We start from the raw sequence: 18,179 nt of genomic DNA on the forward strand, positions 1-18,179 counted from the left end.
GCATGTCGCCGCTGGCCGACCTCGCCGCCTGGCGCGCGCCGCGGATCGGCGTGGCGGCAACCGCCGGCGCCATGCTTGCGGCGGCCGGCGTCGTCATCCAGCGGATCACCGGCAATCCGTTGGCAAGCCCCGAGGTGCTGGGTGTCGGCACCGGCGCTGGTGCCGGCCTGACCGCGGTCTTGATGGTCAGCGCAACTGCCGGGCCTGGCTGGCAACTCGCCGGCTCCGTTTTCGGCTCGCTGGCGGTGCTGATCGCCATGCTGGCCATTGCCGCACGGGCAAAATTCGGCGCGGAGCGATTGCTGCTTGCCGGCATCGCCATGAGCGCGCTGTGCAGCGCCGTCATCACCGCGACGATTGCCATGGGAAATACGCAGTCCTATGTCCTGCTGCGTTGGCTCAGCGGCTCGACCAGCCAGGCGACCGACTTCGATGCCTGGCTCGCCTTGGCGTGCCTGATGTTGCTGACCTTGCCGCTGTTTCTCGCCGCCCGCTGGCTCGATATCCTGCCGCTCGGCGAGAACACCGCACGCGGGCTCGGCCTGCCGGTCGCGAGCGGTCGGCTGGCGCTGATCGTGCTCGCCGCGATCCTGACTGCGCTTGCCGCAATGTTCGTCGGCCCGCTGAGCTTCGTCGGTCTCATTGCACCGCACCTTGCGCGGCTGATCGGCTTTACCCGCTCCCGGTTTCATCTTGCCGGCGCGGTCCTTGTCGGCGCGCTGCTGATGATCGTGTCGGACTGGCTGTCGCGCATGGTGGCGTTTCCATATGAGTTGCCCGCCGGCCTGTTCGCCTCGCTGCTTGGCGGACCTTATCTCGTCCATCTGCTTGCAAAAGGAGTGCCGCGTAATGGTTGATATGCCGAGGAATCTCAAGGCATCCGCCGAGATCGTGCTGTCTTGTCCGCAAGACATCATGACACGGCTTTGCGCGCATTTTGCCGATCATGGCGATGTCGCCGTCGACGGCGCCTGCAGCCGCATCGACACGGCTTTCGGTTCGGCCAGCATGGAAGCCTGCCAACGTTGCCTGAAGGTCTTTGCCGAAGGCAAGGACGAGACATCGTTGGCCTATGTGAAGCTCTCCATCGCCGAGCACCTGTTGCATTTCGCAGCGGCGGAGAACCCCGCCATCGTCTGGCAGGGCGATGGCGCGGCGGGGCAGCCGCTGCCCTATTTCCGCGAGATGCGCGTTGTGCGGACCGTCAGCGTGACACCGCACATGCGGCGTCTGACCCTGGCCGGAAACGACCTTGGCCGCTTCGCGACCGGCGGACTTCACGTCCGTCTGCTGCTTCCCAGGGACGGCGCCGTACCCGCCTGGCCTGTAACCGGCGAAGACGGCCGCCCGGCCTGGCCCGAAGCGGAACGGCGGCCGGACGTGCGCGTCTACACGATCCGCCGCATCGACGTCGAAAAGGGAGAGGTCGATATCGACTTCGTCTTGCATGATGGCGACGGCATGCCCGGCGCACGCTTTGCCGCCAACGCACGCATCGGCGACATCGTCGGGATGACCGGACCGGGCGGCGGCGACGTCCCCTCGGCCGACTGGTGCCTGCTTGCCGGCGACGAGACCGCCCTGCCCGCGATCGGCCGCATAGTGGAGGCGCTGCCGGCCGGCGTGCAGGCCGTCATCCGCATCGAAGTCGCCAATGGCGACGAGGAGCAGAAACTGGTTTCGCAGGCCAGGCTGGACATAAAATGGCTGCACAGGAATGGCGTGGCGCCGGGCAAATCCACCCTGCTCCAGAACGCGGTCCGGGACGTGCCTTGGCCCGAAGACGGGCGCAGCGTCTTCGCCTGGGTCGGCTGCGAGCACAAGAGCTTCCGCGCCATCCGATCCTACCTCAGGCAGGACCGGAAGCTGAAGCGCGACGCGCACCTCGTGGTCGCCTATTGGCGTTGCGGCTTCGAGGGCGACACCGCGCGGCAGAACGACCAAACCTGAGTCCGGCTGGCTCCGGCTTCAGTCAACGAGCACTGCGACCACCGCAGCGCAGTCGCCTGCCTTGACCAGTCCGGGGAAATGCCGCGCGGCGAGAAGGCCGGACATTCTTGCCCTGATCTCCTGCGGTGCGGCACCGGTGCGGCCGATGGCGTGAATGCGCGCCACGACCTGGCCCTCTTCGACGGGCTCGCCGAGATCGATCATCGTCTCGATCATACCGTCGTCCTCGGCGAACGAGAAGCAATCGCCGGACGGCATGTCCAGCCAGCGGGTCGGCTGCATCTCGACCGCACCGGCGACGATGCCGGCATGGCGCAGCACATTGAGCACGCCTCGACGGGCGATCCGCACGGTCTCCGCGCGAGACGTCCCACCGCCGCCAAGCTCGGTAGTGATAAACAACTTCCCCATCTCTTCAGCGGCGGTATCGAACATGCCGACCGCGTCGATCTCAAGCATCTTCATCGACCAGGGCGCCGAGAACGCCTCGACCGCCGCGAACCCCTTCGCCTCCAGCGCCTTGTCTGGGCGGATATGGGCGGCGCAGAACGGCACGAAGTCCAGCGTCTTGCCGCCGGAATGGAAGTCAAGCGCGATGTCGGTGCGCGGCAGAAGTTCGCGCTGGAAATAATCGGCGATCTTCTCGGTCACCGTGCCGTCAGGCCGGCCCGGAAAGCTGCGGTTGAGATTGCCTTTGTCGATCGGCGAGGTGCGGGTGCCGGCGCGGAACGCCGGATAGTTCATCGCCGGCACGATGATGACCGTGCCGGTGACGTCCTTCGGATCGAGCGTACGGGCAAGATCATAAAGCGCCAGCGGCCCCTCATACTCGTCGCCATGATTGCCACCGGTAAGCAATGCGCTCGGCCCGCTGCCGTTGCGGATCACGCAAATCGGGATCATTACCGATCCCCAGGCCGAATCGTCACGGCTGTAGGGCAGCCGCAGGAAACCGTGCTGCACGCCGTTGCGCTCGAAATCGACGGTCGGCGTAATCGGTGATGGGCGAAGGCTGGACATCGGGCTCAATTCTTCACCACCAGCTTGCGCGGCACATTGGCCAGGCACTCGACGCCGGTCTCGGTGATCAGGATGGACTCGGTGATCTCCAGCCCCATCGTCTCCAGCCACAGGCCGGTCATGAAATGGAAGGTCATGCCGGGCTTCAGCTCGGTGCGGTCGCCGGGACGCAGGCTCATGGTGCGTTCGCCCCAGTCCGGCGGATAGCTGAGACCGATCGGATAGCCGGTGCGGTTGTCCTTGACGATGCCGTATTTCTTCAGCACCGCGAAGAAGGCATTGGCGATGTCCTCGCACGTACTGCCGGGTTTTGCCGCGGCAAGTCCGGCCTCCATGCCTTCCAATGTCGCCTTTTCGGCATCGAGGAATTCCTGCGTCGGCTTGCCGAGGAACACCGTGCGCGAGAGCGGGCAATGGTAGCGGTTGTAGCAGCCAGCGATCTCGAAGAAGGTGCCCTCGCCCGACTTCATCGGCCTGTCGTCCCAGGTCAGATGCGGTGCCGACGCGTCGGTGCCCGACGGCAGCAGCGGCACGATCGCCGGATAGTCGCCGCCGATCCCGTCCACGCCGCGGGTGCCGGCATCATAGATCTCGGCAACCAGGTCGCATTTGCGCATGCCGACCTCAATCTTTTCGACGATGCGCTGGTGCATCGCTTCGACGATGCGGGCGGCCTTGCGCATATAGTCGATTTCGGTCGGGCTCTTCACCGCGCGCTGCCAGTTGACGAGTGCCGTGGCGTCGACGAAGCGGGCATTGGGCAGGTGTTTCTGCAGCGACGCGAAAGCTGCGGCAGAGAACCAGTAATTGTCCATCTCGACGCCGATGCTGAGCTTGCCCCAGCCGCGATCGCTGAGCACCTGCGAGAGAAAATCCATCGGGTGGCGTTCGGTCGACTGCACATAGTGGTCGGCATAGCCGACGATGTTGTCATGCGCGAGATAGGCGGTGCGCTTGGCACCGTTGGCGTCCTGGCCGCGCCCGTACCACACCGGTTCGCCCGACGGCGGCACGATGACGGCCTGGTGCACATAGAACGACCAGCCGTCATAGCCGGTCAGCCAGGCCATGTTGGACGGGTCGCTGACAACAAGGAGATCAACGCCCTTGGCTTCCATGGCCTTGCGTGTCTTGGCGAGGCGCTCCGCATATTCGCCACGCGAGAATTTGAGATTGGGCTGCATTGTTCTTGGTCCTCGTTTGTTGGGCCTTGCGGCCGGCATCAGCTTTCGAAAATAGTCCCGGCATTCCCCACCCGCGCACGGTCGCGGGCGAGCGTGGCGATCGCCGTATCCTGCACGCCGGTGCCCGTGAGGTCGGCGATGGTGATGTCGCTGGCCGAGCGCCGGCCGTGTCTTTCGCCGGCGATGATCTGGCCGAGCTCGGTAATCTCGGCATCGGCCGCCATCACGCCCGACGCGATGGCATGATGCAGTTCGCCCAGCAGCCGCGTCTGTTTCGCACTGTCGGCAACGTAGAGATCGGCCATCCGCAGGATCGCCGGCGCGATCTCGTTCTTGTGCTCGGCGTCCGAGCCCATCGCGGTGATGTGCTGGCCGGCGGAGACAAAGCCGGCCTTGATCAGCGGTTCGGTCGACGGCGTCGTGGTGACGATGATGTCGGCGCCGGCTGCCGCCTTTGCCGCATCGGGCTCGGCCCGTACGTCGATGCCCAGCTTTTCGCGCAATGCATCTGCCGCAGCCTCGGCCTTGGCTGCTTCCCTGGCCCAGATGCGGGCCTCGGCGATCGGTCGCACCAGCCTCAGCGCCTCGAGCTGCAGTCCAGCCTGAACGCCGGCGCCGAAGATCGCCGCGATCGAGGAGTCGGCTCGTGAAAGATGTTTCGCCGCGACAGCCCCGGCGGCGGCCGTGCGGATATCGGTCAAATAGCCATTGTCGAGCAGCAGCGCCTCGACCAGCCCGGTTTTTGAAGACAGCAGCACCATCATGCCGTTGACGCTGGGCAGGCCGAGCTTCGGATTGTCGAAAAAGCCGGGGCTGATCTTGATCGCGAAACCATCGATTCCAGGCACATAGGCGGTCTTGACGTCGACCTCGCCGCGATGCTCGGGGATGTCGAGCCTCATGATCGGCGGCATCGCCACCGGCAAGGTGGCAAGCGCGCGGAATGCATTTTCAACGCAGGCGACGGCGTCGAGATCGAGTTTCACGATGGTACGCAATTCGGCTTCGGTGAGGATTGTCATCCGGCTCATGCGGCACGCTCCACGAATGACAGCGATCCGGCGCACCCCCCTCTGGCCTGCCGGCCATCTCCCCCGCAAGGGGGGAGATTGGACTGCACCTCCACCTTCGCCAATCTCCAACGCTGAAAGAAAGGCGACGGCATCGAAACAGCCGATCTCCCCCCTTGCGGGGGAGATGGCCGGCAGGACAGAGGGGGGTGGGAAGAATCTCGGCGTGAGAGTACTTTCATGCGGCGCTCTCCGTGATTGCTCCGCCGCAGACGATCTTTCTGTGCAGCGTCATGTCGATGTTGCGGCCCGACACAATGAGCACCGTGGGGCCGCTCGCCCGGACCTTGCCGGCAAGCACGGCGGCGATGCCGACCGCACCAGCGCCTTCGACGATCTCGCGCTCCTGTTCATAGGCATGGCGGATGCCCGCGGCGATCTCGTCCTCGCTGAGCAGGATCACGTCGTCGAGCAGGTCGCGGCACATCGAGAAGGTCAGCCGGTTGTCGAGGCCGATGCCGCCGCCGAGCGAATCCGCCAGCGTCGGCAGTTCCTCGACCTGCACCGGCCGGCCGGCGTCGAGGCTCGCCTTCATCGCCGCACCCCGCGCCATCGAAACGCCAATGATTTTCGTGCTTGGACTGACGCCCTTCACCGCCGCGGCGACACCCGCCGCCAGCCCGCCGCCGGAAAGCGGCACCAGCACCAGGGCGGCATCCGCAATTTGTTCGATGATCTCCAGCCCGAGCGTCCCTTGCCCGGCGATGATATCAGGATGGTCAAAGGGCGGCAGCATAACCAGTCCCTCTTCCGCGACCAGCCGGTCGACCTCCTGCTGCGCGTCGTCCTGGCTGTTGCCGACGATGCGGATTTCGGCGCCGAGCTGGCGGATTTCGTCGAGCTTATTCTGCGGCACCAGCCGCGACATGCAGATCGTCGCACGCATGCCTTCGAGCTTCGCCGCATGAGCCAGCGCCCGGCCGTGATTGCCGGTCGAGGCAGCGACCACGCCACGCGCCTTCTCCTCGGCGTTCAGCGCAGCGATGGCGTTCGAGGCGCCGCGCAGCTTGAAGCTGCCGGTGGTTTGCCGATGTTCGAGCTTGAGATAAACAGCCACGCCCAAGTGCCCGGAAAGACTCGGGGAAGGCACGGCAGGGGTGCGCTCGACCTTGCCGGAGACGCGCTCGCGCGCGGCGCGGATATCGGAGAGGGTGACATCGTTCGCGGTCATGACCTTTGCTCTGCGATCAATTCAAAGGCAGCGTCATCAGACGGCCGAATTCGGCGCGCGGCTCCTCGTCGCCGCAAAGCCGCAGGCAGTTCCAGGCCGTTGCCTGGTTGCTGGTAACGACCGGACGGCCGATGGCCTCTTCCATGCCGACCACAGCAAGCGCTGCCCGCAGCGCCGTGCAGGAGACGAACAGCGCGTCCGCTTGCGCATCCGTCGCCTTGACTGCCAGATCGACCAGCGATGCCGGCGCAATACGCGCCATCTCGCGGTCGTCCTCGAAGCCGAGGCAGGTGAAGCTGGCGATGTCGAACCCGTGCGCCGCGAAATAGGTCGCCATCGGCCGGCTGGTCTCGACCGTGTAGGGGGTGAGGATGCTGATCGTCCTGGCGCCCAGCGCCTTCAAGCCACGCACTCCTGCCATCGGTGGCGTGACCACGGGCACGCCGGGCTTGGCCGCCTGCACCGCCGCCTCGATCTCGGCATCGCCGATGACCACGGAGGCCGAGGTGCAGGAATAGCAGATCGCGTCGAGCGGCTCGTCGGGCAGGATGAGCGCAGCACCCGCCGTCAGTGACGGCTGCATCTTGCGCAAATTCTCCGGCGTCGTCGGATTGGCGTAGGGGATGCGCGCAACATAGACGCCGATGCGGTCGTTTGCCACCATGCGGCGAAAATCCGGCTCGGTGGTATGGTCGGTGGCAAGGATGATTAAGCCGACGCGCTTGTCGAGCGGACGCTTGTCGAGCGCCGGCCGTGTCGGCGTCAGTCTGATTTCGGGCAGGTATTTCATGAAAGACTACCTCTCGATCTTGCCGTAGCGGCGTTCCAGCCAGCGCAGCAGCACGACCGAGAATAGGCTGATCACGAGGAAGAAGGCGCCGACCAAGGTCATCGGCTCGACATAGCGGTAATAGGTGTTGGCGACGCTCTTGGCCTGGTTCATCAGTTCCAGCACGGTGATCGCCGACAGCAGCGGCGTCTCCTTGAACATCGCGATGAAGTAGTTGGCAAGCGCCGGGATCATCGGCGGAATCGCCTGCGGCATGATGATGTGGGTCCAGGTCTGCCTGGCGTTGAGATTGCAGGCCTTGGCGGCTTCCCACTGGCCGCGCGGCACATTGTCGATGCCGGCGCGATAGACCTCGGCCGTGTAGGTGCCGTAATGCAGGCCCAGGCCGATAACGCCCGCCACCAGCGGCGGCAGCAGGACACCGATGTCCGGCAGGACGTAGAAAATGAAATAGAGCTGCACCAAGAGCGGCGTGCCGCGGATGAACTCGGCGAGGAAGCCGACGGTGCGCGACAAGCCCCTGTTCGGCGAGCGCCGCGCCAGCGCGATGGCCAGCCCGACGATCGCGGCCAGGACCGAGCCGAGCAGCGTCGCCAGGATAGTGATCTTCACGCCCTGGATCAGCGTCGGCATGATCTCCCGGACGAAATTCCAATCCCATTCCATTATGAAGCCCAATCCATCAGACGCGCACCCCGTCGAGGCCGCGCGCCATGCGGCGTTCCAGCGAACGCACACCCCACGAGATGATCAGCGCCAGGACGAAATAGATGATGAGGATGGTGGCAAACGGCACCAGCGTATTGCCGGTCTGCGAGCGCACCACTTGCGCCTGGAAGGTCAGGTCGGTGAGCGAGATCAGCGAAACCACGGCGGTGGCCTTGAGCAATTCGATGGCATTGTTGCCGAAGGTCGGCAGCATGACCAGCAGCGCCTGCGGCAGGATGACATGGCGCATGGCTTGCCAGCGGCCGAGATTGAGCGCGGTGCAGGCCTCGTACTGTTCGCGGCCGATCGACTGGATGGCGCCGCGCACCACCTCCGCCGCATAGGCGCCGACATTGAGGCCGAGCGCCAGCACGCCGGCCTGCAGCGGCGTCAGCGAAATGCCGATGAAGGGCAGCACGAAATAGGCCCAGAACAGCTGCACGAAGATCGAGGTGCCGCGGAAGAATTCGATATAGGCGGTGGCCAGCGCCCGAAGGACGAAGAAGCGCGACAGCCGCCCCAGCCCGGCGAGAAAGGCCGTGATCAGAGCAAGCACCGACCCCATCAGCGTCAGCTCGATGGTGATCAGCGCTCCCTGTAATATCAGGCCGAGATAGCCGGACCATTGGGTCATGAAGTCAAGAGTTTCCAACGTTAGCGGTTATGCGAGGCGGGTGGCCTTGGCCCCTTCTCCCCGTTCACGGGGAGAAGATGCCGGCAGGCAGATGAGGGGCAGAGCCAAGGTGGGCAGAACCTTGCGCCGCCCCTCATCCGGCCCTTCGGACCACCTTCTCCCCGTGAACGGGGAGAAGGAAGAAAGGCCTACTTCGCTGAGCAGAGCTTTTCACGGCTCGTCGACATCGCCGCGGCCGCCGAGAAGCCGTAAGGCTCGATGATCTTGGCGAACTCACCGGACTCCTTCAGCTTGGCCAGCTCGACGTCATAGGCGTCGCGCAGTGCTTCGTCGCCCTTCTTGAAGGCCGCGCCGTCGCAATAGACCGGCGCGCCGACGACCGGGGCGACGACTTCGAGGTTCGGATCGTTGGCCTTCTTGACCAGATCGTTGATCGACAGCACCGGCAGCGAATAGGCGTCGATGCGGCCGTCCTGCAGCATCTTCAGGCCGCTCTGGCCGTCCGGCACGACGATGACGCGGTCACGCGGCACGCCGGCAGTGAGCGCCAGCTTCTCCTCGGTGCCGCCGCCCGGCGCCCCGATTGTTGCGGTGGCATCCTTGGCAACATCCTCGTAGCTCTTGAAGCCCTTCGGGTTACCCTTCTTGACCAGCATCGCTTCGGCGTCGCACAGCACCGGCTCCGAATAGACGACCGCCGCGCAACGCTCCGGCTTCATGAACAGGCCGGCGGTGACGACGTCGAAACGGCCGGCCTGCAGGCCGGGGATCATGGCGCCGTATTCCGAGATCGAGGCGACGATGTCGTTGACGCCGAGACGCTTGAAGATTTCGCGCGCCACATCGGGCGCGGCGCCCGAAACCTTGCCGTCTGCCGCAACCGCCGTATAGGGCGGCTCGTTGGCGATGGCGACGCGGGCGAAGCCCTGTGCCTTGAGCTCTTCGAGCTTGCCTTCGTCAGCCGATCCCGCGGTCGAGGCGGCCAGAATCGCCGTCAGTGCAACACCGGCCACGCCGGCCAGAATGCCAAGTTTCTTCATTGTTCCCAACTCCTTGCTTCTCTTCTTGGTTTGCTTGGTTCGGGACGGCTTTGCCGCCCCTAGAGGACGGCGTCGCCGCCTCTTGCATGGCGGTCAGACGCGATGTCCGGCCGCGATGATCTTCTTCAGGAAGCCTTGCGTGCGCTCCTGCTTGGGATTGCGGAAAATCTCGTCGGGCTTGCCTTCTTCAACAATCTTGCCGCGATCGAAGAACAGCACCCGGTCGGCGAAATCATGGGCAAAACCCATCTCGTGGGTGACCAGCAGCATGGTCATGTCGGTCTCGGCGCAGAGCCGCCACAAGACATTGAGCACCTCCTCGACCAGTTCCGGATCGAGCGCCGATGTCACCTCGTCGAACAGCATGATCCTGGGCTGCAGCGCCAGCGCCCGGGCGATCGCCACACGCTGCTTCTGCCCGCCGGAAAGCTGCGCCGGCATCGCTTTGGCCTTGTCGGCCATGCCGACCATGTCGAGCAGTTCCATCGCCCGCTTTTCGGCGGCGGCGCGCGGCATACCCTTGGTCAGCATCGGCGCCAGCGTAACGTTGTTTATGACGCTCTTGTGCGGAAACAGGTTGAACAGCTGGAAGACCATGCCGATCTTCTGGCGCATTCTTGCCAGGTGCCGTTCGTCGGCGGCCACCAACTGGCCGTTGCGCTCCATGTGGTAAAGCTGCTCGCCGTCGATCTGGATGTGGCCGCTATCGATCCGTTCCAGCGTCATCAGGATGCGCAGGATCGTCGTCTTGCCCGAGCCGGATGGGCCGATCAGCGCCAGCTTCTCGCGCGGCATGACCTGCATCGACAGGCCGTCCAGCACCTTGAAGGTGCCGAAGCTCTTCGAAATGGCGTCGATCTTGATGATGGGCGCGGACAATGAATTTCCCCGTTCTGGAGAAGGACCTGTGCCCTAACGATGCGGAACGCGCCAAATCATGTCAATCAGGAAAATAAACTCATGACAATGTTTGTGACTCCGCACAATTTCGCGGCAATGTCTGCCTAGATCGCCAGCAGGAGATGCTCCGGATCGCCGAGCAGAAGCTTGGTGACGACGCTGAGGCCGGCGCGCAATTCCCCCTCGGTGGTCGAGCCGAGCGAGATACGAACCGCCGGCTGCCATGGCGCCTGCGAGATGCGGAAGGATGTGCCCGGTGCGATCGCCACCCCCTGCAGGCGGGCCTGCGAGACGAAACCTTCCTCGGCGCGATCGCCGGGCAGTTGCAGCCACAGATGCAGCCCGTCGCGATGAACGCGGTAGTCGATCCCCGCAAGCACCTCCGCGGCGATCTCCTGCCGCCGCCGCAGCGCTGCACGCTGCCAGCGCACGAGTTCCATCGCCGTGCCGTCGGTCACCCATTTGGTGGCGATCTCGGCCACCAGCGGCGTCGCCATCCAGTTCGAGACGAGGTGGCGGTTGGCGACGGCGGCGACATAGCGGTCGGGCGCGGCGAGATAGCCGATGCGCAAGCCGGGCACGGTGATCTTGGTGAAGGAGGTGACGTAAAGCGTGCGCTCCGGCGCAAAGGCGGCAACCGGCGCCGGCCGGTCCTCGACCAGCGGACCGAGCACATCGTTCTCAATGATGGCGATGTCGTGCTTGCGCGCAACCGCGGCGATCTGCTCGCGCCGCGCGGCGTCCATCAGCGTTGCGGTCGGGTTGATCACCGAGGGCTGCACGAACACGGCGCGGATGTCGGAAAGCTGGCACGCCTCGTCGAGCGCCTCCGGGATCAGGCCGTTGTCGTCGATCGGCAGGCCCTCGAGGTGGAAGCCGAGATAGCGCGCCAGCGGGATCAGCGTGTGGTGGCCGATCGCCTCGGTGGCGACGGTCGAACCGGGCGGCGCCACGCTCATCAGCGCCACGGTCATCCCGGCCGTGGCGCCGTTGGTCAGGCTGACATTCTGCGCGGACACATCGAGACCGCACAGCCGCAGCCATTCGACCGCCACCGCACGGTGGCGCGGGAACACCATGTTCGGGCGGAACGACAAAGCCGAGCTCGACGGCAGGGTCTCGGCAAGCCAGCCCAGCGCCTGCTTCAGCCGCTCCAGATGCATCGGCTCGCAGACCGGCTTCAGGATGGAAAGGTCGATGACCTCGCCAAGGCGCTCCGGCAGATAGGGCGGCTCGGGCTCGCGGCGCTGCGTCTGCACGAAGCTGCCGCGGCCGATCTCGCCGGAGACTAGGCCCCGGCGGATCAGTTCCTCATAGGCGCGACTGACCGTCTGCACCGAGAGCTTCAGGTCGTCGGCCAACCGGCGGTGCGTCGGCAGCCGCGTGCCGTTGGCCAGCCGCCCGTCATGGATGGCGCGCGCGAACTGGTCGGCGAGCGACTGATAGGCCGGCCGCCGGATGAGCGCGGGATCTGGACGCCACAATGTCATGACTTATTAGAGATCGAAATCAGTGCAATTGACAATCGAAATAATGCGCCGTCATGGTGTCGGTGACGAAAAAGTGGACGCTCATGGCCGCACCGAAATTCGATCAGATCGACCTGAAGATCCTCGACGCCATCCAGCGCGACGGGCGCATCACCAAGCTGGCGCTGGCGGAGAAGGTCGGCCTGTCGCCGACGCCGTGCTGGATGCGGCTGCGAAAACTGGAAAAGGCCGGTATCGTCTCCGGCTATCACGCCAAGGTCGCGATGCGCGCTGTCGCGCCGGTCGCGACCGTGTTGATGGAGGTGACGCTGGCCAGCCACCGCCAGGCCGATTTCGACCGTTTCGAGCGCGTCATCCGCGACGTTCCCGAGATCGTCGCCTGCTGGTCGGTGGGTGGCGGCGTCGATTATCTGCTGAAGGTGATGGCGCGCGACATCGACGCCTACCAGCGGCTCGTCGACGCCCTGCTCGAACGCGAGATCGGCATCGACCGTTATTTCACCTACATCGTCACCAAGACGGTGAAGGAGGAGGTCGCCTTGCCGTTAACGGATCTGTTGCCGGTAGCGTCTTAGCAGAGAGATTGGCTGCGCAGGCGACCCGATAGAGACCATCTCTCTACGCGCAAGCACCCAAACAGTCTCTCTGTCTGCCGCGCGCGGATAATCTCCCCGTATCACTCCGAACCGGGAGGTTTCGAACATGTCCGCGCATTTTGCCCGCCCGCACCGCCATGAAGCGCTTGACCGCCTTGTCGACCGTCGGCTGTTGCGCGAACTCGCCTATGTCGACGGCCACTGGACGGCGAGCGAGGCCGCCGAAAGCTTCGAGGTGACCGATCCTGCGACAGGCGCCACCGTCGCCTGGGTTGCCGCGCTCGATGCCCCGCAAACGAGCAGGGCGATCGACGCGGCATCCCGCGCCTTTCCGGCCTGGCGCGTGGCTCTTCCACAGGAACGCACAAGAATCCTGCGAAAATGGTTCGACCTGATCATCGCCGCCAAGGATGATCTGGCGCTCTTGATGACGCTCGAACAGGGCAAGCCGCTCAGGGAGGCGCGGGGCGAGATCGACTACGCCGCCTCCTTCGTCGAGTGGTTCGCCGAGGAAGCCAAACGCCTCAATGCCGAAAGCGTCACCAGCCATCTGCCAAACGCCGAGATGATGGTGCGGCGCGAACCGCTCGGCGTCGTCGGCGTCGTCACGCCGTGGAATTTTCCCGCGGCCATGCTGACCCGCAAGGCGGCCGCCGCCCTCGCCGCCGGCTGCACCATCGTCGCGCATCCCTCCTCGGAAACGCCGCTATCGGCACTGGCGCTGGCCGAACTCGGCGAACGCGCCGGCCTGCCAGCGGGCGTCTTCAACATCGTCACCGGCAAGGCTTCGACCGTCGTCGGGCGGATGTGCGAAGACGCTCGGGTCCGGGCAATGAGCTTCACCGGCTCGACCGAGATCGGCAGGCTGATCGCGGCGCAAAGTGCGCCGACGATGAAGCGGCTGGTGATGGAGCTTGGCGGCCATGCGCCGTTGATCGTCTTCGCCGATGCCGACCTCGACAAGGCTGTGACCATAGCCGTCGATGCCAAATTCGCCACGTCCGGCCAGGATTGCCTCGCCGCCAATCGCATCTATGTCCAGCGGCCGCTTTACGATCGTTTTTGCGCTGCCTTCGCCAGGCGCATCGAGACGTTGCGGACCGGCAATGGGTTGGCTGATGACACCGATATCGGGCCGTTGATGCACGAGCGCGGCGTCAAGAAGGTCGAGGAGCAGGTCGCCGATGCACTGGCTGGCGGCGCACGCTGCCTCACCGGCGGCAAGCGGCATCCGGCCGGGCCGCTGTTCTATCAGCCGACCCTGCTCGCCGATGTTGCCGATGACGCGCTGATCATGCGCGAGGAAACTTTTGGCCCGGTCGCCGCGGTGACGCCCTTCGACAGCGAAGACGAGGTTATCGCCCGCGCCAACGCCACCGAATACGGCCTCGTCGCCTATGTCGTGACCGAAAACGGCGGCCGCCAATTGCGCATGGGCCGCGCGCTCGACTACGGTATGGTCGCCGTCAACCGCGTGAAGATCACCGGCGCGCCGATCCCCTTCGGCGGCGTCAAACAGTCCGGCATCGGCCGCGAGGGCTCGCGCCATGGGCTCGAAGCCTTTACCGATCTCAAATATCTCTGCCTCGACGTGGCCTAGAACTGCGCCCGACACGTTTCCTTAGGAGTAAAAAGATGCTCGACCAGTCCAACGAACTCGCCGCCTGGGACCGCGACCACTTCTTCCATCCCTCGACCCATATGGGCACGCATGCACGGGGTGAATCGCCGACCCGCGTGATGGTCGGCGGCGAAGGCGTCACCGTCTGGGACAATAATGGGCGCAAGAGCATCGATGCCTTCGCCGGCCTCTATTGCGTCAATGTCGGCTATGGCCGCCAGAAGATCGCCGACGCCATCGCCGCGCAAGCCAGGAACCTCGCCTACTACCACGCCTATGTCGGCCACGGCACCGAGGCCTCGATCACGCTTGCCAAGATGATCATCGACCGCGCCCCGCAAGGCATGTCGAGGGTCTATTTCGGCCTTTCCGGTTCCGACGCCAACGAAACCAACATCAAGCTGATTTGGTACTACAACAACGTGCTCGGACGGCCCGAGAAGAAGAAGATCATCTCGCGCTGGCGCGGCTATCACGGCTCCGGCGTCATGACCGGCTCGCTGACCGGGCTCGACCTGTTCCATAACGCCTTCGACCTGCCGCGCGCGCCGATCCTGCACACCGAGGCACCCTACTACTTCCGCCGCGCCGACCGCTCGATGAGCGAGGAGCAGTTCTCGCAACACTGCGCCGACAAGCTGGAGGAGATGATCCTGGCTGAGGGTCCGGACACGGTCGCCGCCTTCATCGGCGAGCCGATCCTCGGCACTGGCGGAATCGTGCCGCCGCCGGCCGGCTATTGGGAGAAGATCCAGGCGGTCCTGAAGAAATACGATGTGCTGCTGGTCGCCGACGAAGTGGTCACCGGTTTCGGCCGGCTGGGCACCATGTTCGGCTCCGACCACTACGGCATCAAGCCGGATCTGATCACCATCGCCAAGGGCCTGACCTCTGCCTATGCGCCGCTGTCGGGCGTCATCGTCTCGGACAAGGTCTGGCAGGTGCTGGTGCAGGGTTCCGACAAGCTCGGCAGCATAGGCCATGGCTGGACCTATTCGGCGCATCCGATCTGCGTCGCCGCCGGTGTCGCCAACCTCGAACTGATCGACGAGATGGACCTGGTGACCAACGCCGGCGAGATCGGCGCCTATTTCCGCGCCGAGCTGGCGAAAGCCGTCGGCGGCCACAAAAACGTCGGCGAGGTGCGCGGCGACGGCATGCTGGCGGCGGTCGAGTTCGTCGCCGACCGGGATGACCGCGTCTTCTTCGACCCCTCGCAAAAGATCGGGCCGCAGATCGCGACCGCTCTTGCCGAGCGCGGCGTCATCGGTCGCGCCATGCCTCAAGGCGACATCCTCGGCTTCGCGCCGCCGCTGTGCCTGACGCGCGAAGAGGCCGACATCGTCGTGTCGAAGACGGCCGATGCGGTGAAGAGCGTGTTTGCCAACATCTGAAAACCGACATGAATGCCATGACCAAAACCCTCCCCACCACCATGGCCGCCGTGCAACTCACCGGTCACGGCGGACCGGAAAAGCTCGTCTACCGCACCGACGTGAAAGTGCCCTTGCCCGCGCCTGATGAAGTGCTGGTCAAGGTCACCGCTTGCGGCATGAACAACACCGATGTCTGGGTGCGACAAGGCGCCTATGGCACGGAAGAAGATGATGCCGCCGTGTCCACCTGGCGGCGGCAAGGCAACACGCTGACTTTCCCGCGCATCCAGGGCACCGACACGGTCGGCAACATCGTTGCCGTCGGTGACGGCGTTTCGCCGGACCGTATCGGCGAGCGGGTGATGGTCGATTTCTCGATCTACAACCGCGACGACGATTCGCTTGCCGACATCGACTATATGGGCCACGGCCGCGACGGCGGCTATGCCGAATACCAGACCGTGCCGGCCGAGAACGCGCATGTCGTCGATACCGACTTGACCGATGTCGAACTCGCCACCTTCTGCTGCGCCTATCTCACCGGCGAACAGATGCTGGAACGCGCCGCACTGAAGGCAGGCGAGCGCGTGCTGGTCACCGGTGCGTCGGGCGGGGTCGGCTCCGGCATCGTGCAGCTGGCGCGGGCACGCGGCGCCATTCCCTATGCGATTGTCGGCAAGGGCAAGGAACAGGCCGTGCTCGACATCGGCGCCGAGGCGGTGATCACCCGTGACACTGCCGATCTGCTCGCCGCCGTTAACGAGGCGACCGAGGGCCAGCCGATCGACGTGGTTGCCGACCTGGTAGGCGGTGCCATATTCAATGATCTTCTGCGCATCCTCAGGCCCGAGGGCCGCTACACCACCGCAGGAGCGATTGCTGGCCCGGTCGTGCAGCTCGATCTCAGGACCATGTACCTCAAACAACTTCAACTGCATGGCTCGAGCCAGGGCACGCGGAAGGATTTCCGCCGCATCGTCCGCTACATCGAGGACAAGAAGATCCGGCCGCTGGTCGGCGGCGTCTACAGGCTGTCCGATTTCCACCGCGCCCAGGTGGATTTCATCGCCAAGGATTTTGTCGGCAAGCTGGTGGTCGTTCCGGATGCCGTTTCAGATCTCGCTGCAACCCATTGACAGTCAAGACTATTCGAGGGCTTGGCCTGTTCGCCGATACGGCAAGGTCGAGCGCGACCTTGCGGCGCCGCGACTGCTCGTTCCGATGACCCATTCAGCTCTGTGATCCGACCTGTCTGCTGGCGGTTTCTAGCGATCTTTCAAACGCGTCGACTATCTGATCGACCTGCGGCTCGGTGATGATCAGCGGCGGGCAGAAGGCCAGCGCGTCGCCCATGTTGCGCGAGATGACGCCGTTCTGCTGCATGAAGCCGTTGACAAGCCCGCCCAGCGCGCCGGCCGTCTCCCACGGTGCCTTGTTCGCCTTGTCGCCGACCAGTTCGACCGCCGCGATCAGGCCGACGCCGCGTACCTCGCCGACAAGCGGGTGCGAAGCGAGCGTGCGCAGCCGCTTCTGCATATGCGCGCCGACTGTGCGCGCATTGCCGACAAGGTCGCGCTCCTCGATCAGCTTGAGGTTTTCGAACGCGACCGCCGCCGCAACGGGATGGCCACCGCCGGTGAAGCCGTGACCGAAGGTACCGATCCGGTTGCTTTCGTCGGCAATCGGCTCGAAAACCTTTTCGTTGATCAGCAGGGCCGAGATCGGCAGGTAGGACGAAGAAATCTGCTTCGACAGCACCATGATATCAGGCCTGATGCCGAAGGTCTGCGAGCCGAACATCTCGCCGGTTCGGCCAAAGCCGCAGATGACCTCGTCGGCGACGAGCAGGATGTCGTATTTCGACAGGACCGCCTGGATCTTCTCCCAGTAGCCGGCCGGCGGAACGATGACACCACCGGCGCCCATGATCGGTTCGCCGAAAAAGGCGGCGATGGTTTCCGGGCCCTCGGCAAGGATCAGCTTTTCCAAGTCGTCGGCGAGCCGGCTCGAAAACTGCTCTTCGCTCTCATTTGGCAGCGCCTCGCGCCAGTGATGCGGCGTCGACGTGTGCAGCACATTGGCGATCGGCAGGTCGAAGGAAATGTGGTTGTTGGGCAGTCCGGTCAGGCTCGCCGAGGCGATGGTGACGCCGTGATAGCCGCGATTGCGGCTGATGATCTTCTTGCGTGCCGGCTGACCGAGCGCATTCGACCGGTACCAGATCATCTTCATGGCTGAATCGTTGGCCTCGGAGCCGGAATTGGTGAAATACGCCTTGCTCATCGGCACCGGCGCCATCTGCACCAGTCTCTCGGCAAGATCGATCAGCGGCGAATGCGATTTGGAACCGAAGTCGTGATAGTAGGGCAGCTTCGACATCTGGCGTACCGCCGCGTCGACCAGGCGCTTCTCCGAGAAGCCGACTGCGACGCTCCAAAGGCCGGCCATCGCCTCGATGTAGCGGTTGCCGGCCAGATCCTCGACATAGATGCCGTCGCCCTTCTCGATGACGAGCGGACCCGCCTCCTGATGCTTGCGGGCATTGGTGTAGCCATGCATGTGGTAGCTGATGTCGCGGGCTTCGGGAGAATTCGGTCGGGCGTCCATGCTGGTTCCTGTCCTGTATGCC

17 protein-coding genes are annotated in these 18,179 nt (G+C 64.7%); 6 read left to right on the top strand and 11 right to left on the bottom strand.

The annotated features are described in order from the left end of the window. On the top strand, positions 1-857 hold an 857-nt coding region (locus tag E5X88_RS03200; protein WP_292158163.1), incomplete at its 5' end, for an iron chelate uptake ABC transporter family permease subunit. Continuing rightward, positions 850-1,950 carry a siderophore-interacting protein gene (locus tag E5X88_RS03205; protein WP_292158165.1) on the top strand — a complete coding sequence of 367 codons (1,101 nt, stop codon included), beginning with the start codon at positions 850-852 and terminating at the stop codon, positions 1,948-1,950. The genes E5X88_RS03200 and E5X88_RS03205, both read left to right, overlap by 8 nt. A gap of 18 nt (positions 1,951-1,968) precedes the next feature. Here E5X88_RS03205 and doeB read toward each other — a convergent pair whose 3' ends face one another. The 10 genes from doeB to E5X88_RS03255 all read right to left on the bottom strand — a co-directional run bounded on the left by doeB (position 1,969) and on the right by E5X88_RS03255 (position 11,957). Beyond that, complete coding sequence (gene doeB / locus E5X88_RS03210; protein ID WP_292158167.1) at positions 1,969-2,970, bottom strand: N(2)-acetyl-L-2,4-diaminobutanoate deacetylase DoeB; 1,002 nt, start codon at positions 2,968-2,970, stop codon at positions 1,969-1,971. A 5-nt stretch (positions 2,971-2,975) separates the two neighbouring features. Then, positions 2,976-4,154 carry an ectoine hydrolase DoeA gene (gene doeA / locus E5X88_RS03215; protein WP_292158169.1) on the bottom strand — a complete coding sequence of 393 codons (1,179 nt, stop codon included), beginning with the start codon at positions 4,152-4,154 and terminating at the stop codon, positions 2,976-2,978. Positions 4,155-4,192: 38 nt separating this feature from the next. Next, the gene (eutC, locus tag E5X88_RS03220) at positions 4,193-5,185 is read right to left on the bottom strand and encodes an ectoine utilization protein EutC (protein ID WP_292158171.1); all 993 of its coding nucleotides are present in this window, start codon (positions 5,183-5,185) and stop codon (positions 4,193-4,195) included. Positions 5,186-5,402: 217 nt separating this feature from the next. Continuing rightward, positions 5,403-6,395: a hydroxyectoine utilization dehydratase EutB gene (gene eutB / locus E5X88_RS03225; protein ID WP_292158173.1), complete on the bottom strand. Its 993-nt coding sequence runs from the start codon at positions 6,393-6,395 to the stop codon at positions 5,403-5,405. 16 nt (positions 6,396-6,411) lie between these two features. Then, positions 6,412-7,185, bottom strand: coding sequence for an ectoine utilization protein EutA (eutA, locus tag E5X88_RS03230; protein WP_292158175.1), 774 nt, complete (start codon positions 7,183-7,185; stop codon positions 6,412-6,414). A 6-nt stretch (positions 7,186-7,191) separates the two neighbouring features. Continuing rightward, positions 7,192-7,851 (bottom strand): ectoine/hydroxyectoine ABC transporter permease subunit EhuD, encoded by a 660-nt coding sequence (ehuD, locus tag E5X88_RS03235; protein ID WP_292158177.1) that lies wholly within the window; start codon positions 7,849-7,851, stop codon positions 7,192-7,194. A 16-nt stretch (positions 7,852-7,867) separates the two neighbouring features. Beyond that, positions 7,868-8,527: an ectoine/hydroxyectoine ABC transporter permease subunit EhuC gene (ehuC, locus tag E5X88_RS03240; protein ID WP_292158179.1), complete on the bottom strand. Its 660-nt coding sequence runs from the start codon at positions 8,525-8,527 to the stop codon at positions 7,868-7,870. A gap of 188 nt (positions 8,528-8,715) precedes the next feature. Beyond that, positions 8,716-9,567 carry an ectoine/hydroxyectoine ABC transporter substrate-binding protein EhuB gene (ehuB, locus tag E5X88_RS03245; protein WP_292158181.1) on the bottom strand — a complete coding sequence of 284 codons (852 nt, stop codon included), beginning with the start codon at positions 9,565-9,567 and terminating at the stop codon, positions 8,716-8,718. Positions 9,568-9,660: 93 nt separating this feature from the next. Further along, positions 9,661-10,446, bottom strand: a complete 786-nt coding sequence (gene ehuA, locus E5X88_RS03250; protein ID WP_292158183.1) for an ectoine/hydroxyectoine ABC transporter ATP-binding protein EhuA — start codon at positions 10,444-10,446, stop codon at positions 9,661-9,663. 125 nt (positions 10,447-10,571) lie between these two features. Continuing rightward, complete coding sequence (locus E5X88_RS03255; protein WP_292158185.1) at positions 10,572-11,957, bottom strand: PLP-dependent aminotransferase family protein; 1,386 nt, start codon at positions 11,955-11,957, stop codon at positions 10,572-10,574. 83 nt (positions 11,958-12,040) lie between these two features. Between E5X88_RS03255 and E5X88_RS03260 the strand changes: the two genes are divergently transcribed. From E5X88_RS03260 to E5X88_RS03275, 4 genes are all read left to right on the top strand, one after another. Further along, positions 12,041-12,532: an Lrp/AsnC family transcriptional regulator gene (locus E5X88_RS03260; protein WP_292158187.1), complete on the top strand. Its 492-nt coding sequence runs from the start codon at positions 12,041-12,043 to the stop codon at positions 12,530-12,532. 127 nt (positions 12,533-12,659) lie between these two features. Beyond that, positions 12,660-14,153, top strand: coding sequence for an NAD-dependent succinate-semialdehyde dehydrogenase (locus tag E5X88_RS03265; protein ID WP_292158189.1), 1,494 nt, complete (start codon positions 12,660-12,662; stop codon positions 14,151-14,153). Between the two features lie 35 nt (positions 14,154-14,188). Beyond that, positions 14,189-15,568, top strand: a complete 1,380-nt coding sequence (locus tag E5X88_RS03270; RefSeq protein WP_292158191.1) for an aspartate aminotransferase family protein — start codon at positions 14,189-14,191, stop codon at positions 15,566-15,568. Between the two features lie 8 nt (positions 15,569-15,576). Further along, entirely contained in the window at positions 15,577-16,686 is a 1,110-nt protein-coding gene (locus E5X88_RS03275; protein ID WP_292158193.1) for an alcohol dehydrogenase family protein, read from the top strand. A 94-nt stretch (positions 16,687-16,780) separates the two neighbouring features. Here E5X88_RS03275 and E5X88_RS03280 read toward each other — a convergent pair whose 3' ends face one another. After that, the gene (locus E5X88_RS03280) at positions 16,781-18,157 is read right to left on the bottom strand and encodes an aspartate aminotransferase family protein (RefSeq protein WP_292158195.1); all 1,377 of its coding nucleotides are present in this window, start codon (positions 18,155-18,157) and stop codon (positions 16,781-16,783) included. Positions 18,158-18,179 lie beyond the last annotated feature (22 nt).

It is taken from the genome of Mesorhizobium sp., from assembly GCF_004962245.1.
In the GTDB taxonomy this organism is placed as follows: domain Bacteria; phylum Pseudomonadota; class Alphaproteobacteria; order Rhizobiales; family Rhizobiaceae; genus Mesorhizobium.

Bases quoted from the DNA above. Each gene is read 5' to 3' on its own strand.
- doeA (WP_292158169.1), bottom strand. From the start codon at position 4,154: ATGCAGCCCAATCTCAAATTCTCGCGTGGCGAATATGCGGAGCGCCTC.
- E5X88_RS03260 (WP_292158187.1), top strand. From the start codon at position 12,041: ATGGCCGCACCGAAATTCGATCAGATCGACCTGAAGATCCTCGACGCC.
- E5X88_RS03205 (WP_292158165.1), top strand. From the start codon at position 850: ATGGTTGATATGCCGAGGAATCTCAAGGCATCCGCCGAGATCGTGCTG.
- eutB (WP_292158173.1), bottom strand. From the start codon at position 6,395: ATGACCGCGAACGATGTCACCCTCTCCGATATCCGCGCCGCGCGCGAG.
- ehuD (WP_292158177.1), bottom strand. From the start codon at position 7,851: ATGGAATGGGATTGGAATTTCGTCCGGGAGATCATGCCGACGCTGATC.
- ehuC (WP_292158179.1), bottom strand. From the start codon at position 8,527: ATGACCCAATGGTCCGGCTATCTCGGCCTGATATTACAGGGAGCGCTG.
- eutC (WP_292158171.1), bottom strand. From the start codon at position 5,185: ATGAGCCGGATGACAATCCTCACCGAAGCCGAATTGCGTACCATCGTG.
- eutA (WP_292158175.1), bottom strand. From the start codon at position 7,185: ATGAAATACCTGCCCGAAATCAGACTGACGCCGACACGGCCGGCGCTC.
- E5X88_RS03270 (WP_292158191.1), top strand. From the start codon at position 14,189: ATGCTCGACCAGTCCAACGAACTCGCCGCCTGGGACCGCGACCACTTC.
- E5X88_RS03280 (WP_292158195.1), bottom strand. From the start codon at position 18,157: ATGGACGCCCGACCGAATTCTCCCGAAGCCCGCGACATCAGCTACCAC.
- E5X88_RS03275 (WP_292158193.1), top strand. From the start codon at position 15,577: ATGAATGCCATGACCAAAACCCTCCCCACCACCATGGCCGCCGTGCAA.
- ehuB (WP_292158181.1), bottom strand. From the start codon at position 9,567: ATGAAGAAACTTGGCATTCTGGCCGGCGTGGCCGGTGTTGCACTGACG.
- E5X88_RS03255 (WP_292158185.1), bottom strand. From the start codon at position 11,957: ATGACATTGTGGCGTCCAGATCCCGCGCTCATCCGGCGGCCGGCCTAT.
- E5X88_RS03265 (WP_292158189.1), top strand. From the start codon at position 12,660: ATGTCCGCGCATTTTGCCCGCCCGCACCGCCATGAAGCGCTTGACCGC.
- doeB (WP_292158167.1), bottom strand. From the start codon at position 2,970: ATGTCCAGCCTTCGCCCATCACCGATTACGCCGACCGTCGATTTCGAG.